The following is an 18,257-nucleotide window of genomic DNA, read 5'->3' as shown; positions in this document are numbered from 1 at the left end:
GAACGTCATGCGCGCCACGTGCCACAGAGGTACGTGGCGCGCGTGGTGAGGAGAGTCTTTTGAGTCATCCGCATCCTGAACTCGGCCCGCCGCCGCCGCTTCCCCAAGGTGGCCTCCGGGTCACCCCCCTGGGCGGCCTCGGCGAGATCGGCCGGAACATGACCGTCTTCGAGTACGGCGGCCGGCTGCTGATCGTCGACTGCGGGGTGCTCTTCCCCGAGGAGGAGCAGCCCGGAATCGACCTGATCCTGCCGGACTTCTCGTCCGTCAGGGACCGCCTCGACGACATCGAGGGCATCGTCCTCACGCACGGCCACGAGGACCACATCGGCGCGGTCCCGTACCTGCTGCGCGAGAAGCCCGACATCCCGCTGATCGGCTCCAAGCTGACCCTCGCCCTGATCGAGGCCAAGCTCCAGGAGCATCGCATCCGCCCGTACACCCTTGAGGTGGCCGAGGGGAACCGCGAGCGCATCGGCCCCTTCGACTGCGAGTTCGTCGCGGTCAACCACTCCATCCCGGACGCCCTCGCCGTGGCCATCCGCACCCCCGCGGGCATGGTGGTCCACACGGGTGACTTCAAGATGGACCAGCTCCCGCTGGACAACCGCCTCACCGATCTCCACGCATTCGCACGGCTGAGCGAAGAGGGCATCGATCTTCTTCTCTCCGACTCCACGAACGCGGAGGTCCCGGGGTTCGTTCCCCCCGAGCGCGACATCTCCAACGTCCTGCGTCAGGTCTTCGCGGGCGCCAGCAAGCGGATCATCGTGGCCAGCTTCGCCAGCCACATCCACCGCATCCAGCAGATCCTCGACGCCGCCCACGAATACGGCCGCCGGGTCGCCTTCGTCGGCCGCTCGATGGTCCGGAACATGGGCATCGCCAGGGACCTGGGCTACCTCAGGGTTCCGCCGGGCCTGGTCGTGGACGTCAAGACCCTCGACGACCTGCCGCAGCACGAGATCGTCCTCGTCTGCACCGGATCGCAGGGCGAACCGATGGCCGCCCTGTCCCGCATGGCCAACAGGGACCACCAGATTCGCATCGTCCAGGGCGACACGGTGATCCTGGCCTCGTCCCTGATCCCGGGCAACGAGAACGCGGTCTACCGCGTCATCAACGGCCTGACCCGCTGGGGCGCCAACGTCGTCCACAAGGGCAACGCCAAGGTCCATGTCTCCGGACACGCCTCGGCCGGCGAGTTGCTGTACTTCTACAACATCTGCCGCCCGAAGAACCTGATGCCGGTGCACGGCGAATGGCGCCACCTGCGGGCCAACGCGGAGCTGGGCGCCCTGACCGGCGTACCGCACGACCGCATCGTCATCGCCGAGGACGGTGTGGTCGTCGACCTCATCGAGGGCAAGGCCAAGATCGCGGGCAAGGTCCAGGCCGGTTATGTGTACGTCGACGGCCTCTCGGTCGGTGACGTCGGGGAGCCGGCGCTCAAGGACCGCAAGATCCTGGGGGACGAGGGCATCATCTCCGTCTTCGTCGTCGTGGACTCCTCCACCGGCAAGATCACCGGCGGTCCGCACATCCAGGCCCGGGGTTCCGGGATCGAGGACTCCGCGTTCGCCGCGGTCGCCCCGAAGATCACCGAAGTTCTGGAGCGTTCGGCGCAGGACGGGGTCGTCGAGCCCCACCAGCTGCAGCAACTCATCCGTCGCACCCTCGGCAAGTGGGTGTCCGACACCTACCGCCGCAGGCCGATGATCCTGCCTGTGGTGGTTGAGGTCTGACCCTCCGTCAGCGCTCAGCCGGAGCGGGGCTCCTCGATTTGCATCGGGGCGCCCCGCTCCAGTACGTTTACGGCTCCGCCCAGGGGGGAACTCGGCGCAACTGATGCGCCAGGGTCCTGCCGGACCGGGTGGAAATTCCGACTCAGAACCTCTGATAAAGTCGGAACCGCCGGAAAGGGAAACGCGGAAGCGGAAACCTGGAAAGCACCGAGGAAATCGGATCGGAAAACGATCTGATAGAGTCGGAAACGCAAGACAGCAAGACCGAAGGGAAACTGCCCGGAGGAAAGCCTGAGAACAGCTCGGGTGAGTACAAAGGAAGCGTCCGTTCCTTGAGAACTCAACAGCGTGCCAAAAATCAACGCCAGATATGTTGATACCCCGTTCCTGGCCGATCTCGGCTGGGGCGAGGTTCCTTTGAAACAAACACAGCGAGGATGCTGTGAACCATCGGACTATTCCTCCGGTGGTTCCGCTCTCGTGTGTGTGCACCGGATTACCGGTAAACATTCACGGAGAGTTTGATCCTGGCTCAGGACGAACGCTGGCGGCGTGCTTAACACATGCAAGTCGAACGATGAACCACTTCGGTGGGGATTAGTGGCGAACGGGTGAGTAACACGTGGGCAATCTGCCCTTCACTCTGGGACAAGCCCTGGAAACGGGGTCTAATACCGGATACGACACTCTCGGGCATCCGATGAGTGTGGAAAGCTCCGGCGGTGAAGGATGAGCCCGCGGCCTATCAGCTTGTTGGTGAGGTAACGGCTCACCAAGGCGACGACGGGTAGCCGGCCTGAGAGGGCGACCGGCCACACTGGGACTGAGACACGGCCCAGACTCCTACGGGAGGCAGCAGTGGGGAATATTGCACAATGGGCGAAAGCCTGATGCAGCGACGCCGCGTGAGGGATGACGGCCTTCGGGTTGTAAACCTCTTTCAGCAGGGAAGAAGCGAAAGTGACGGTACCTGCAGAAGAAGCGCCGGCTAACTACGTGCCAGCAGCCGCGGTAATACGTAGGGCGCGAGCGTTGTCCGGAATTATTGGGCGTAAAGAGCTCGTAGGCGGTCTGTCGCGTCGGATGTGAAAGCCCGGGGCTTAACCCCGGGTCTGCATTCGATACGGGCAGACTAGAGTGTGGTAGGGGAGATCGGAATTCCTGGTGTAGCGGTGAAATGCGCAGATATCAGGAGGAACACCGGTGGCGAAGGCGGATCTCTGGGCCATTACTGACGCTGAGGAGCGAAAGCGTGGGGAGCGAACAGGATTAGATACCCTGGTAGTCCACGCCGTAAACGGTGGGAACTAGGTGTTGGCGACATTCCACGTCGTCGGTGCCGCAGCTAACGCATTAAGTTCCCCGCCTGGGGAGTACGGCCGCAAGGCTAAAACTCAAAGGAATTGACGGGGGCCCGCACAAGCAGCGGAGCATGTGGCTTAATTCGACGCAACGCGAAGAACCTTACCAAGGCTTGACATACACCGGAAACGGCCAGAGATGGTCGCCCCCTTGTGGTCGGTGTACAGGTGGTGCATGGCTGTCGTCAGCTCGTGTCGTGAGATGTTGGGTTAAGTCCCGCAACGAGCGCAACCCTTGTTCTGTGTTGCCAGCATGCCCTTCGGGGTGATGGGGACTCACAGGAGACTGCCGGGGTCAACTCGGAGGAAGGTGGGGACGACGTCAAGTCATCATGCCCCTTATGTCTTGGGCTGCACACGTGCTACAATGGCAGGTACAATGAGCTGCGAAGCCGTGAGGCGGAGCGAATCTCAAAAAGCCTGTCTCAGTTCGGATTGGGGTCTGCAACTCGACCCCATGAAGTCGGAGTTGCTAGTAATCGCAGATCAGCAGTGCTGCGGTGAATACGTTCCCGGGCCTTGTACACACCGCCCGTCACGTCACGAAAGTCGGTAACACCCGAAGCCGGTGGCCCAACCCGTAAGGGAGGGAGCTGTCGAAGGTGGGACTGGCGATTGGGACGAAGTCGTAACAAGGTAGCCGTACCGGAAGGTGCGGCTGGATCACCTCCTTTCTAAGGAGCATCTAGATCTCGCAAGAGATCCAGGGCCACAACGTCGGCGAACGTCCGACGGTGGTTGCTCATGGGTGGAACGTTGATTATTCGGCCGGTTTCACGGGCCGGAGGCTGTTAGTACTGCTCGCAAGAGCGTGGAAAACATGATCTCCGGACGGAATCCGGTCGGGCACGCTGTTGGGTGTCTGAGGGCACGGCCGTGTGGCTGCCTTCAGTGCCGGCCCCGGTGCACTCGAATCTACTGGTTCGGGGTGATGGGTGGTTGGTCGTTGTTTGAGAACTGCACAGTGGACGCGAGCATCTGTGGCCAAGTTTTTAAGGGCGCACGGTGGATGCCTTGGCACCAGGAACCGATGAAGGACGTGGGAGGCCACGATAGTCCCCGGGGAGTCGTCAACCAGGCTTTGATCCGGGGGTTTCCGAATGGGGAAACCCGGCAGTCGTCATGGGCTGTCACCCGCTGCTGAACACATAGGCAGTGTGGAGGGAACGCGGGGAAGTGAAACATCTCAGTACCCGCAGGAAGAGAAAACAACCGTGATTCCGGGAGTAGTGGCGAGCGAAACTGGATGAGGCCAAACCGTATGCGTGTGAGACCCGGCAGGGGTTGCGTATACGGGGTTGTGGGATCTCTCTTCTGTTGTCTGCCGGCAACAGGACGAGTCAGAAACCGTTGATGTAGGCGAAGGACATGCGAAAGGTCCGGCGTAGAGGGTAAGACCCCCGTAGCTGAAACATCAGCGGCTCGTTTGAGAGACACCCAAGTAGCACGGGGCCCGAGAAATCCCGTGTGAATCTGGCGGGACCACCCGCTAAGCCTAAATATTCCCTGGTGACCGATAGCGGATAGTACCGTGAGGGAATGGTGAAAAGTACCGCGGGAGCGGAGTGAAATAGTACCTGAAACCGTGTGCCTACAAGCCGTGGGAGCGTCGCGCATTGAGTTTACTCAGTGCGTCGTGACTGCGTGCCTTTTGAAGAATGAGCCTGCGAGTTTGCGGTGTGTTGCGAGGTTAACCCGGGTGGGGTAGCCGTAGCGAAAGCGAGTCCGAACAGGGCGACTCAGTAGCACGCTCAAGACCCGAAGCGGAGTGATCTAGCCATGGGCAGGTTGAAGCGGAGGTAAGACTTCGTGGAGGACCGAACCCACCAGGGTTGAAAACCTGGGGGATGACCTGTGGTTAGGGGTGAAAGGCCAATCAAACTCCGTGATAGCTGGTTCTCCCCGAAATGCATTTAGGTGCAGCGTCGTGTGTTTCTTGCCGGAGGTAGAGCACTGGATAGGCGATGGGCCCTACCGGGTTACTGACCTTAGCCAAACTCCGAATGCCGGTAAGTGAGAGCGCGGCAGTGAGACTGTGGGGGATAAGCTCCATGGTCGAGAGGGAAACAGCCCAGAGCATCGACTAAGGCCCCTAAGCGTACGCTAAGTGGGAAAGGATGTGGAGTCGCAGAGACAACCAGGAGGTTGGCTTAGAAGCAGCCACCCTTGAAAGAGTGCGTAATAGCTCACTGGTCTAGTGATTCCGCGCCGACAATGTAGCGGGGCTCAAGCGTACCGCCGAAGTCGTGTCATTCCAGCATGAGGGCCAACGCCCGCTGGGATGGGTAGGGGAGCGTCGTGTGCCGGGTGAAGCAGCCGCGGAAGCGAGTTGTGGACGGTTCACGAGTGAGAATGCAGGCATGAGTAGCGATACAAACGTGAGAAACGTTTGCGCCGATTGACCAAGGGTTCCTGGGTCAAGCTGATCTGCCCAGGGTAAGTCGGGACCTAAGGCGAGGCCGACAGGCGTAGTCGATGGATAACCGGTTGATATTCCGGTACCCGCTGTGAAGCGTCAAACATTGAACCAGGCGATGCTAAGTCCGTGAAGCCGTCCCGGATCCTTCGGGTGAAGGGGAGTGGTGGAGCCGACGAACCAGACTTGCAGTAGGTGAGTGATGGGGTGACGCAGGAAGGTAGTCCATCCCGGGCGGTGGTTGTCCCGGGGTAAGGGTGTAGGACGTCGGGTAGGTAAATCCGCCTGGCACATAGTCTGAGACCTGATGCCGAGCCGATTGTGGTGAAGTGGATGATCCTATGCTGTCGAGAAAAGCCTCTAGCGAGTTTCATGGCGGCCCGTACCCTAAACCGACTCAGGTGGTCTGGTAGAGAATACCGAGGCGTTCGGGTGAACTATGGTTAAGGAACTCGGCAAAATGCCCCCGTAACTTCGGGAGAAGGGGGGCCACACCTGGTGATCCGATTTACTCGGTGAGCTGGGGGTGGCCGCAGAGACCAGCGAGAAGCGACTGTTTACTAAAAACACAGGTCCGTGCGAAGCCGTAAGGCGATGTATACGGACTGACGCCTGCCCGGTGCTGGAACGTTAAGGGGACCGGTTAGTCACTCTTCGGGGTGGCGAAGCTGAGAACTTAAGCGCCAGTAAACGGCGGTGGTAACTATAACCATCCTAAGGTAGCGAAATTCCTTGTCGGGTAAGTTCCGACCTGCACGAATGGCGTAACGACTTCTCGACTGTCTCAACCATAGGCCCGGTGAAATTGCACTACGAGTAAAGATGCTCGTTTCGCGCAGCAGGACGGAAAGACCCCGGGACCTTTACTACAGTTTGATATTGGTGTTCGGTTCGGCTTGTGTAGGATAGCTGGGAGACTGTGAAGCTCGGACGCCAGTTCGGGTGGAGTCGTCGTTGAAATACCAGTCTGGTCGTGCTGGATGTCTAACCCGGGTCCGTGATCCGGATCGGGGACAGTGTCTGATGGGTAGTTTAACTGGGGCGGTTGCCTCCCAAAGGGTAACGGAGGCGCCCAAAGGTTCCCTCAGCCTGGTTGGCAATCAGGTGGTGAGTGTAAGTGCACAAGGGAGCTTGACTGTGAGACCGACGGGTCGAGCAGGGACGAAAGTCGGGACTAGTGATCCGGCGGTGGCTTGTGGAAGCGCCGTCGCTCAACGGATAAAAGGTACCCCGGGGATAACAGGCTGATCTTCCCCAAGAGTCCATATCGACGGGATGGTTTGGCACCTCGATGTCGGCTCGTCGCATCCTGGGGCTGGAGTCGGTCCCAAGGGTTGGGCTGTTCGCCCATTAAAGCGGTACGCGAGCTGGGTTTAGAACGTCGTGAGACAGTTCGGTCCCTATCCGCTGTGCGCGTAGGAGTCTTGAGAAGGGCTGTCCCTAGTACGAGAGGACCGGGACGGACGAACCTCTGGTGTGCCAGTTGTTCTGCCAAGGGCATGGCTGGTTGGCTACGTTCGGGAGGGATAACCGCTGAAAGCATCTAAGCGGGAAGCCTGCTTCGAGATGAGGACTCCCACCCCCTTTGAGGGGTTAAGGCTCCCAGTAGACGACTGGGTTGATAGGCCAGATATGGAAGCCTGGTAACGGGTGGAGTTGACTGGTACTAATAGGCCGAGGGCTTGTCCTCAGTTGCTCGCGTCCACTGTGTTGGTTCTGAAACCACGAACAACCCCATTTCTCATGTGTCATGAGGGATGGTGCGGTATTCATAGTTTCATAGTGTTTCGGTGGTCATAGCGTGAGGGAAACGCCCGGTTACATTCCGAACCCGGAAGCTAAGCCTTACAGCGCCGATGGTACTGCAGGGGGGACCCTGTGGGAGAGTAGGACGCCGCCGAACAATCATTGATAGAGCTGGTCCCCGAATTTCGGTTCGGGGACCAGCTCTTTTTTGTTGGGCTTTACTTGGAGTTCACGTTGCGCGACCAGGATCCGCGCCATGGGTACCGTTGGAATGCTCAGGGCCGCGGGTGTCGGCGCAGGTGACGAGGTAGTCGTGCCGGCGTTCGGCAACCCGGAGGTCGCTCAGGCGGTGAGCCTGGCCGGGGCTGTGCCGGTGTTCGCCGACATAGATCCGGTGACGTACTGCCTGGACGCTTCGGCCGTCGAGGCCGCGGTGACGTCGCGGACGGTGGCCGCGGTCGTGGTGCACCGCTTCGGGAGGACCGCCGACATCGCGGCGCTGCGTCAAGCCAGCCAGCGCCATGGGCTGTTGGTGCTGGAGCAGGGCGAGTCGGAGACGCCGTACAGCGAACTCGGGGAGCGTCGGCGTCGGGCCGCGTATCTCAGTGCCAAGCTCAAGGGCGTACGGACCCCCGAAGGCTGTGACGGGCACACCTTCCAGCAGTACGTCGTGCGGGTGCCCGGGAACGGGCGGCCGGACCGGGACGCCTTCGCGCGAGCCGTGCGGGCCAAGGGAGTCGAGTGCAGTGTGCCGGTGAAGACGCCTGTGCACCGGATGCCGGGATTCCGGCGGGACGTCTGTCTGCCGGAGACCGAACGGGCCGCCGACGAGACGCTGGCACTGCACATCGGCGGCGAGATGTCCCAGCGGCAGCTGCAGCGGCTGGTGTCCGCCTGCAATGCGCTCGGCGGGCTGCTGCAACCGGCCTTCTAGCGGCGGTGCTTGGCGCGACCGGGACGCCCGGGTCCGGCCGGTGCGCAGGTGGTTCGAAGCATCGGCCGAATCGGGGTATGATCTATCTCGTTGCCACGAGGGAAGCTTCGAACAGGTGACAGGCCCCTATAGCTCAGTCGGCAGAGCGTCTCCATGGTAAGGAGAAGGTCAACGGTTCGATTCCGTTTGGGGGCTCAGACTAAAGGCCCCGCCCATTGGGCGGGGCCTTTCTCATGCCCGCTCAGTCCTGCTGGAGGCCCGGGACGCGCATCGCCAGAATGGCCATGTCGTCGGAGGGAGCGTCGGAGGCGAAGCGTTCGACCGCACGCATGACACGGGCCGCGACCGCGCCGGCCGTGAGACCCGTGCAGGTGGTGAGGACCTCGGTGAGGCCGTCGTCGCCCAACATGCGGGTGCCCTCGCGGCGTTCGGTGACGCCGTCCGTGACACACAGGAGGACGTCGCCGGGGTCGAGGGTGACGGCCTGCTCGTACAGCTCCAGGTCCTCCATGACGCCGAGCAGGGCCTGCGGTTCGGCGGCCGGCTCGACCGTGCCGTCCTGGCGCAGGCGCAGCGGGAGCGGATGGCCGGCGCACACGACCTTCAGGAGCGCGCTGCCGTCCTCCTGGGGCCACAACTCGCCGTACAGAAGCGTGAGGAAGCGGCTGCGGGCGCCCTCGTCGATGATCGCGGAGTTGAGGCGTTCCAGGACCGCCGGTCCGGCGTAGCCCTCGCGGGCGAGCAGGCGTAGGGCGTGGCGGGCGAGGCCGGTCACCGCAGCTGCCTCCGGGCCCGTACCGCAGACGTCGCCGATGGCGAAGCCGTACGCGCCGTCGCGGATGGGGAAGAGGTCGTAGAAGTCGCCGCCGACCTCGTTGCCCTCGCCGGCCGCGCGGTAGATGACCTCGACCTCGACGCCGTCGATCTGCGGGAGCTCGGGCGGGAGGAGGCTGCGCTGGAGGGACTGGCTGATGGCCACGCGCTCCGAGTAGAGCCGGGCGTTGTCCAGGGCGAGGGCGGCCCGGCGGGAGAGGTCCTCCGCCAGCTCCAGGATCTCCTGGCGGAAGTGTTCGTCGGTGGGCTTGCCGAGGGTCAGCATGCCGATGACGCGGTTGCGGGCGACGAGCGGGAGGACGACGGTCTCGCCGCCGACCGCCGAGGCCGTCGCCAGGGTGGTGCCGATGCCCGAGCTGACCGTGGCGGGTTCGCCGAGGCCGAGGCTGCGCATGGAGGTGCGCAGGGCGGCCTGGTGGGCGGCCTCGGCGGGGGCCGTCCAGACGCGGGCGCCCGGCGTGGGGATGGGCTCCGGCGGGCGGATCTTGACCAGGAGAGCCTTGAGGCCGTCGATGAGGTCCTCGTCCTCGTGCAGGACGTAGGAGAGGTACGGGTCGGAGGCCTGGTCGGCGATCGTGTAGACCGCGCACCACGTCGCGAGCGTCGGGATGGTCATCTGGGCCATCAGGGCCAGGGTCTGGTCGCGGTCCAGGGTGCCCGCGAGGAGGTCGGAGGCCTCCACCAGGAAGCTCAACGAGCCGCGGCGCAGGCGTTCCAGTTCGCCCAGGCGGGCCGACTCGACGGCCAGCGCGATGCGGTCGGCGGCGAACTGCAGGCGCAGGGCCTCCTCGTTGGAGTACCGGCCCTGGGCCTCGGCGGCGACGCCCAGGGAGCCCGTGAGGCGGCCCTCGACCTTGAGCGGGACCGTGACGACCGAGCGCATGCCCGTGCCGTTGAGCAGGGGGACGGCGCCGGGAACGGCCGTGAGGTCGTCGTGGACGGCGGGCATGCGGGCCGAGCCGTAGCGGCCGGGGCCTGCCTCCACGGGGACGCGGGCGAAGCGTTGGCGGGCCGAGGGCAGTCCCGTGGAGGCCCGGACCTCCAGCTCCGTCTCGTCGTCGGTGGCCAGGAGCAGGAAGGCGGAGTCGCCGTCGAGCATGTCGCGGGCGCGCTCGACCGTGCGCTGGAGGAGGCCGTCGAGGTCGTCCGGGGCGGGGGAGCCGATGAAGACCTCGAAGGGGTCCGTGGCCTGGCCCTCGCCTGAGCCGGAGGTGTCGCCGGACTGCATGCGGATGGGGGTCTGGAGGACGGCGCGCTCGTCGTCGCGCACGAGGAGGCAGACCGTGGAGGGGGCGCCGGCGGAGTCGCGGACCCGGAGGTGGGAGGCGTAGACCGGGGTCACCCGGCCGTTGGCGCCGCGGATGCCGTAACTGCCCTCCCAGCGGGAGAGCTGGAGGGCCTCGGCAACCCCCGTGCTGGTGCCGGGGGTGTGCGGCCACGCGGCCAGGTCGGTGAGGGGTTTTCCGATGACCTGGTCGGGGGTGTAGCCGAAGAGTTCCTCGGCGTCCTCGTTCCAGGCGCCGATGGCGCCCACGCGGTCGATCTGGACGACCGCGACGCGGACCCGGCCGTCGGCGAGCGGGAGCAGGTCGGCGGGGAGGGACGGGCCGGCCGAGCGGGTGCCCACCGGGCGGTCGGGGAGGTCGAGTTGGAACCAGACCTGCTTGTGCGTGGACGTGTACTCCACGCCCCAGCGGGTGGCCATCGCCGCGCACAGCTGGAGGCCGCGGCCGCCCTCGCGGTCGGGGCTGCCCATGTTGATGTGGCTGCCCTGGAGGGGGATCTCACGTTCGGGGTATCTGTCGGCGACCTCGATGCGGACGCCGTCCTCGGCACGCAGACAGAGGACGTCCGCGGAGGTGCCGGCGTGGACGACCGCGTTGGTGACGAGTTCGCTGGTGAGGACCACCGCGTCGTCGACGATGTCGGCGAAGCCCCAGCCCTGGAGGGTGTCGCGGACGAACGAGCGGGCGGTCGCGACGGATCGTGAGACGGCAGCGAAGCTGGCGGCCGCGCGCGCGGTGATCACAGAACTCCTTGTCCGGTTCTCTACGTGCGGGGGTGCGAGGACGGCCTCCTGCCGTGGCAGAGGCTGGTTCTCCGTCGGCCTGGGGTCCTGGGGGGTCTCCCCGGGATGCAGTCCGGTGGTCATGGTGCGGCCGCCCCTCCGATGCCTGCCCGCTCGTGCTCGTGCGCCACCGCCCAGGCCGGGTAGGAACCGGCGTGGCTGGACAGCCGCATGCAAGGTTACTTACCTTCGCCGTCCATGCGGATGCCGGTCGTCTGTGTTTCCGTCCGGAGGTGTGCGGACCGTGTGCGAAGCTGCCGAACTGTTATGGCCTGGTTCAGCCATGGTGAAACACTGGGCAGGCTTCCAGGAGAAGGTCGGGCGACTCCGAGTACGAAGTAGCACGAGTGGTATGAGCAGTATGAGCAGTACGAAGCGTTCGAATACGGCGAAGTACGCCCAGCAGGAACGGTCGACCCTTGCGGGAGGGACACAGTGGAGTCTGGCGGAGCGACGCGGGGCACTAAAGCGCGCGCGAAAGGCGGACAGTCCCTGAGCGACCAGCGCAAGTCGCGCAAACCACGCAATGGAACCACGACCGTGGACACGGCCGCCCTGAGCCGGCTGCTCACGGCTCTGGAAGCGATGCGGGACGGCAACTTCCGCAAGCGGCTGACCGTCTCGGGCGACGGCGTCATGGCCGAGATCGCCGCGGTCTTCAACGAGGTGGCGGACCGGAATCTGCATCTCACCGGCGAGCTGTCGCGGGTGCGGCGGGTCGTCGGGCGTGAGGGCAAGCTCACAGAGCGGCTGGAGACGGGTGCCACCGAGGGGTCCTGGGCGGCGGCGATCGACGCGTCGAACGCGCTGGTCGACGACCTCGTACGGCCTGTCTCCGAGGTCAGCCGGGTGCTGTCGGCCGTGGCGGACGGTGATCTCTCGCCGCGGATGGAGCTGCGGACGCAGGCGCCGGACGGGACCGGGCATCCGTTGCGCGGGGAGTTCCTGAAGGTCGGGCGTACGGTCAACAACCTGGTCGACCAGCTGTCCACGTTCACCGACGAGGTCACCCGGGTGGCCAGTGAGGTGGGCACGGAGGGCAAGCTGGGCGGGCAGGCCAAGGTGCGCGGCATGTCCGGTTCGTGGAAGGACCTGACGGAGTCCGTCAACACGATGGCGTACCGGCTCACCGCGCAGGTGAGGGACATCGCGCTGGTGACGACGGCGGTCGCGAAGGGTGACCTGTCCCGCAAGGTCACGGTGGACGTGGCCGGCGAGATGCTGGAGCTGAAGGTCACCGTCAACACGATGGTGGACCAGTTGTCCGCGTTCTCCTCCGAGGTGACGCGGGTGGCCCGTGAGGTGGGTACGGAAGGGCAGCTCGGCGGGCAGGCCGAGGTGCCGGGTGTGGCCGGGGTGTGGAAGGAACTCACCGATTCGGTGAACCTGATGGCCGGCAATCTCACCGCGCAGGTGCGGGGGATCGCCCAGGTCACCACCGCGGTCGCCAACGGTGACCTGTCGCAGAAGGTGACCGTGCCCGCACGGGGCGAGGTCGCCAAGCTCGCCGAGACGATCAACCAGATGACCGAGACGCTGCGGATCTTCGCCGACGAGGTCACGCGGGTGGCCAACGAGGTCGGGGCCGAGGGGCGGCTCGGCGGTCAGGCGCAGGTACCGGGCGCGGCGGGAACGTGGAAGGACCTCACCGATTCGGTGAACACGGTGTTCCGGAACCTCACCATCCAGGTGCGGGACATCGCGGCCGTCACGACGGCGGTGGCCGACGGCGATCTCTCGCAGAAGGTCACCGTGGACGTGGCCGGCGAGATGCTCGAACTGAAGAACACCGTCAACGGCATGGTCGACCAGCTGTCGTCCTTCGGTGACGAGGTCACGCGGGTGGCCAACGAGGTGGGTGCCGAGGGCCGGCTGGGCGGTCAGGCGCAGGTGCCGGGCGCGGCCGGTACGTGGAAGGACCTGACGGACTCCGTCAACACCGCGTTCCGCAACCTCACCGGACAGGTGAGGAACATCGCGGCGGTGACCACGGCCGTGGCCAACGGTGATCTCTCGCAGAAGGTCACCGTCGATGTCGCGGGCGAGATGCTCGAACTGAAGAACACCGTGAACACGATGGTGGACCAGCTGTCGAGCTTCGCCGACCAGGTGACGCGGATGGCCCGGGACGTGGGTACGGAGGGCCGCCTCGGCGGTCAGGCCCGCGTGGACGGTGTGTCCGGCACGTGGAAGGAGCTCACCGACTCCGTCAACTCGATGGCCGGCAATCTCACCTCGCAGGTGCGGAACATCGCGCAGGTGACGACGGCCGTGGCGCGGGGTGACCTCTCCCAGAAGATCGACGTGGACGCGCGCGGCGAGATCCTGGAGCTGAAGAACACCATCAACACGATGGTCGACCAGCTGTCGTCCTTCGCGGATCAGGTGACCCGGGTCGCCCGGGACGTGGGTACGGAGGGCCGCCTCGGCGGTCAGGCGCAGGTGCCCGGCGTGGCCGGCGTGTGGCGCGACCTCACCGAGTCCGTGAACGGCATGGCCGGCAACCTCACCGGCCAGGTGCGCAACATCGCCCAGGTGGCCACGGCGGTGGCCAGGGGCGACCTCTCGCAGAAGATCACCGTGGACGCGCGCGGCGAGATCCTGGAGCTGAAGAACACGCTGAACACGATGGTGGACCAGCTGTCGTCGTTCGCTGAGGAGGTCACCCGGGTCGCCCGTGAGGTGGGTACGGAGGGCCAGCTCGGCGGTCAGGCCGAGGTGCAGGGCGTCTCCGGCACCTGGAAGGACCTCACGCAGTCGGTGAACTTCATGGCGAACAACCTGACCATCCAGGTGCGCCAGATCGCCGAGGTCACGACCGCGGTCGCCAAGGGCGACCTGTCGAAGAAGATCACCGTCGACGCCAAGGGCGAGATCCTGGAGCTCGTCACCACCGTCAACACGATGGTGGACCAGCTGTCGTCGTTCGCCGAGCAGGTGACCCGGGTGGCCCGCGAGGTGGGCACCGAGGGCATTCTCGGCGGCCAGGCGCACGTGCCGGGTGTCACCGGCATCTGGAAGGACCTCAGCGGCAATGTGAACCTGATGGCCAAGAACCTGACCATGCAGGTGCGGAACATCTCCCAGGTCGCCGCGGCCGTCGCCAACGGCGACCTGACCCGGACGGTGACGATCGAGGCGGCCGGTGAGGTCGCGCAGCTCGCCGACACCTTCAACAGCATGGTGAAGACGCTGAGTTCGTTCGCCGACCAGGTCACCAAGGTGGCCCGCGAGGTGGGCACGGACGGCATCCTGGGCGGTCAGGCGCACGTACCGGGTGTGGCGGGTACGTGGAAGGACCTCACCGAGTCGGTGAACTCGATGGCGTCCAACCTCACCGGGCAGGTCCGCAACATCGCGATGGTGACGACCGCCATCGCCAAGGGCGATCTGACCAAGAAGATCGACATCGACGCGCGCGGCGAGATCCTGGAGCTGAAGACCACCATCAACACGATGGTCGACCAGCTGTCGTCGTTCGCGGAGGAGGTGACCCGGGTGGCCCGCGAGGTGGGCACCGAGGGGCAGCTGGGCGGTCTCGCGCGGGTGCGGGACGTCGACGGCACCTGGCGGGACCTCACCGAGTCGGTGAACGAGATGGCCGGGAACCTGACCCGGCAGGTCCGTGCCATCGCGCGCGTGGCCACCGCGGTGACCCGGGGTGACCTGAACCTCAAGATCGACGTCGATGCGTCCGGCGAGATCAAGGAGCTGCAGGACTACATCAACAAGATGATCGCCAACCTGCGCGACACCACGATCGCCAACCAGGAGCAGGACTGGCTCAAGGGCAACCTCGCCCGGATCTCCGCCCTGATGCAGGGCCGGCGGGACCTCGACGACGTGGCTTCGCTGATCATGAGCGAACTGACGCCGGTGGTGTCCGCGCAGCACGGTGCCTTCTTCCTCGCGCTGCCGTTCCTCGACGGCAAGGACCTGGCCCCGGACAACGACGACCAGTACGAGCTGCGCATGCTCGGCTCGTACGGCTATTCGATGGGCTCCATGCCGACGTCGTTCCGGCCCGGGGAGGCGCTGGTCGGGACGGCGGCCAAGGAGAAGCGCACGATCCTGGTGGAGAACGCGCCGAGCGGTTACCTGAAGATCTCCTCCGGGCTCGGCGAGGCGCCCCCGGCACAGGTCATCGTGTTGCCGGTGCTCTTCGAGGGAACCGTGCTCGGGGTGATCGAGCTGGCGTCGTTCACGCCGTTCACCCAGATCCAGAAGGACTTCCTGAGCCAGATCGCGGAGATGATCGCGACGAGCGTCAACACCATCTCCGTCAACACCAAGACCGAGGTGCTGCTGAAGCAGTCGCAGGAGCTGACCGAGCAACTGCGCGAGCGGTCGGACGAGTTGGAGAACCGGCAGAAGGCGCTCCAGGCGTCCAACGCCGAACTGGAGGAGAAGGCCGAGCTGCTGGCCCGACAGAACCGCGACATCGAGGTGAAGAACACCGAGATCGAGGAGGCGCGGCAGGTTCTGGAGGAGCGGGCCGAGCAGCTCGCGGTGTCCATGCGCTACAAGAGCGAGTTCCTCGCGAACATGTCGCACGAGCTGCGCACGCCGCTGAACTCGCTGCTGATCCTCGCCAAGCTGCTCGCCGACAACGCCGAGTCGAACCTGACTCCCAAGCAGGTCGAGTTCGCCGAGACGATCCACGGGGCGGGTTCCGACCTGCTGCAGCTCATCAACGACATCCTGGACCTGTCGAAGGTCGAGGCGGGCAAGATGGACGTCTCCCCGACCCGGATCGCCCTCGTCCAGCTCGTCGACTACGTGGAGGCCACCTTCCGGCCACTGACCGCGGAGAAGGGGCTCGACTTCTCCGTACGGGTCTCGCCGGAGCTGCCCGCCACCCTGCACACGGACGAACAGCGCCTGCTGCAGGTGCTGCGGAACCTGCTGTCGAACGCGGTGAAGTTCACCGACTCCGGGGCCGTGGAGCTGGTCATCCGGCCGGCGGGCGCGGACGTGCCGGTGGCCATCCGGGAGCAGCTGCTGGAGGCGGGTTCGCTGCGGGACGCGGACGCCGACATGATCGCCTTCTCGGTGACGGACACGGGCATCGGTATCGCGGCCAGCAAGATGCGGGTCATCTTCGAGGCGTTCAAGCAGGCGGACGGCACCACAAGCCGTAAGTACGGCGGTACGGGTCTGGGGTTGTCCATCTCGCGGGAGATCGCCCGGCTGCTGGGCGGCGAAATCCACGCGCAGAGCGAGCCCGGACGCGGTTCCACCTTCACCCTGTACCTGCCGCTGCACCCCAGCGAACTGCCCCCGCAGGGCTACGCGCACAACGCGCCTGCGGCGCTGGAGGCGGGCGAGCTGCTGGCCTCCGAGGAGGAGCTGGCCCAGCGCGCCGAGACGCCGGCCGAGGTGAAGTCGTACCGCGAGACCCAGAACGGGGCCGCCGCGCTCTTCAGGCGGCGCCGCAGGTCCGTGTCGGCCGGCTCCCCGTCCTCCGCGCACGCGCAGGGCAACGGGCAGGCTCAGGAGCACTGGGCGCAGCAGGCGGCTCAGGAGGCGGCGTCGCGGGCGCGCCGGACGGCGGCCCGGTTCTACGGCGAGAAGGTGCTCATCGTCGACGACGACATCCGTAATGTCTTCGCGCTCACCAGCGTCCTGGAGCAGCACGGCCTGTCCGTGCTGTACGCCGAGAACGGCCGCGAGGGCATCGAGGTCCTGGAGCAGCACGACGACGTGACGGTCGTGCTGATGGACATCATGATGCCCGAGATGGACGGGTACGCGACGACCACGGCGATCCGCCGGATGCCGCAGTTCGCCGGGTTGCCGATCATCGCGCTGACGGCGAAGGCGATGAAGGGCGACCGGGAGAAGGCGATCGACTCGGGTGCCTCCGACTATGTGACGAAGCCGGTCGATCCGGATCATCTGCTGGCGGTGATGGAGCAGTGGATGCGGAGTGAGTGACAGGCGGTACGGCCCGTGGTCACAACCCGTCGGGGGGCGCACGGAGTTGCTGACGGAGTGTGCCCGAGGCCGTGTAGAAACGCGGGATTCGGGGAACCTTCTGGTCTCCGCTTGCGTTTCTGCTACGAGCACAGTGACATCACGGTGACAGGGTGTGGCGACGGGCGGGGTGCGGCTACGATGACCGGCACAAGGACGGGTGGCGCGAGGGAGTCGTCCCCTGGGGTGACGCCGAGCGGTGTCACGTCGAGTCCTGCGGACAGGGGAGGCCCCAAGCCGGGGCGAGGAGGGCGGGCCATGGTGCAGAAGGCCAAGATCCTCCTGGTCGATGACCGGCCGGAGAATCTGTTGGCGCTGGAGGCCATCCTCTCCGCGCTCGATCAGACACTGGTGCGGGCATCGTCCGGGGAGGAAGCGCTCAAGGCGCTGCTGACGGACGACTTCGCGGTCATTCTGCTGGACGTCCAGATGCCGGGCATGGACGGTTTCGAGACGGCCGCGCACATCAAGCGGCGTGAACGGACCCGGGACATCCCGATCATTTTCCTCACCGCCATCAACCACGGACCGCACCACACGTTCCGTGGGTACGCGGCGGGTGCGGTCGACTACATCTCGAAGCCGTTCGACCCCTGGGTGCTGCGCGCCAAGGTCTCCGTCTTCGTCGAGCTGTACATGAAGAACTGCCAGCTCAGGGAGCAGGCGGCGCTGCTGCGGCTCCAGTTGGAGGGCGGTGGCAAGGGTGCGGCGGGCGGTTCCAAGGAGCCCTCCGGAGGCATTCTCGCCGAGCTCTCCGCGCGGCTCGCGGCCGTCGAGGAGCAGGCGGAGGCGCTCTCCAAACAGCTCGACGACGACTCCGCGGACGCCGCGGCGGTGGCCACCGCGGCCCATCTCGAACGCAAACTCACCGGTCTGCGCAGGGCGCTGGACGCGTTGGAGCCGGGCACGGGCGGACCCTCGCCCATGCCGTCACAGAACTGAGCGCACATCAGGGCGCGGGCCCGGTCACGCAAGTGGCCCGGGCCCGCGCCTCGTTGTGGCCGGGCGCCATCTGCCGGGCCCGGGGCCGGTAGGCCGGTGACGCCGATACTGGTGCGCCCTCGCGGTTGACGGCCGGTCAGGCCGCGTCAGCTTCGGGCCGACGCACGCGCGACACGAACGGGTGAAGCAGTAGGCACACGTGTCGGCTGTGGCCTCCACCGGTAACCTCACACCC

The 18,257-nt window shown here is 65.5% G+C and carries 5 protein-coding genes, 1 tRNA gene and 3 rRNA genes; 8 read left to right on the top strand and 1 reads right to left on the bottom strand.

All coding sequences use genetic code 11. From position 1 onward, the window contains the following. Positions 1-59 precede the first annotated feature (59 nt). The 6 genes from P8T65_RS12235 (at position 60) to P8T65_RS12210 (ending at position 8,397) form a co-directional block, all read left to right on the top strand. On the top strand, positions 60-1,745 hold the full coding sequence (locus P8T65_RS12235) for a ribonuclease J (RefSeq protein WP_316725419.1): 1,686 nt from the start codon (positions 60-62) through the stop codon (positions 1,743-1,745). A 509-nt stretch (positions 1,746-2,254) separates the two neighbouring features. Further along, positions 2,255-3,780 (top strand): 16S ribosomal RNA (locus tag P8T65_RS12230). 308 nt (positions 3,781-4,088) lie between these two features. Next, positions 4,089-7,212 (top strand): 23S ribosomal RNA (locus P8T65_RS12225). A 96-nt stretch (positions 7,213-7,308) separates the two neighbouring features. Continuing rightward, positions 7,309-7,425: ribosomal RNA gene (rrf, locus tag P8T65_RS12220) — 5S ribosomal RNA — on the top strand. The 16S, 23S and 5S rRNA genes sit together here, the layout of an rRNA operon. A gap of 114 nt (positions 7,426-7,539) precedes the next feature. Next, a complete protein-coding gene (locus P8T65_RS12215) occupies positions 7,540-8,202 on the top strand; it encodes a DegT/DnrJ/EryC1/StrS family aminotransferase (RefSeq protein WP_316731561.1) in 663 nt (220 codons plus the stop codon). 122 nt (positions 8,203-8,324) lie between these two features. Beyond that, positions 8,325-8,397 (top strand) — tRNA-Thr (locus P8T65_RS12210). A gap of 46 nt (positions 8,398-8,443) precedes the next feature. On the opposite strand, the gene P8T65_RS12205 is transcribed toward P8T65_RS12210, so the two are convergent. Next, complete coding sequence (locus P8T65_RS12205; protein ID WP_316725418.1) at positions 8,444-11,188, bottom strand: SpoIIE family protein phosphatase; 2,745 nt, start codon at positions 11,186-11,188, stop codon at positions 8,444-8,446. Between the two features lie 456 nt (positions 11,189-11,644). Here P8T65_RS12205 and P8T65_RS12200 point away from each other — a divergent pair, with 456 nt between their 5' ends. Both P8T65_RS12200 and P8T65_RS12195 read left to right on the top strand, forming a co-directional pair. Next, positions 11,645-17,041, top strand: a complete 5,397-nt coding sequence (locus P8T65_RS12200; protein WP_316725417.1) for a HAMP domain-containing protein — start codon at positions 11,645-11,647, stop codon at positions 17,039-17,041. 297 nt (positions 17,042-17,338) lie between these two features. Then, positions 17,339-18,022 carry a two-component system response regulator gene (locus P8T65_RS12195; RefSeq protein ID WP_033525098.1) on the top strand — a complete coding sequence of 228 codons (684 nt, stop codon included), beginning with the start codon at positions 17,339-17,341 and terminating at the stop codon, positions 18,020-18,022. The last annotated feature ends 235 nt before the right edge of the window (positions 18,023-18,257 follow it).

The organism is Streptomyces sp. 11x1, from assembly GCF_032598905.1.
Classification (GTDB): domain Bacteria; phylum Actinomycetota; class Actinomycetes; order Streptomycetales; family Streptomycetaceae; genus Streptomyces.
This window is presented reverse-complemented; position numbering and strand designations above follow the sequence as displayed.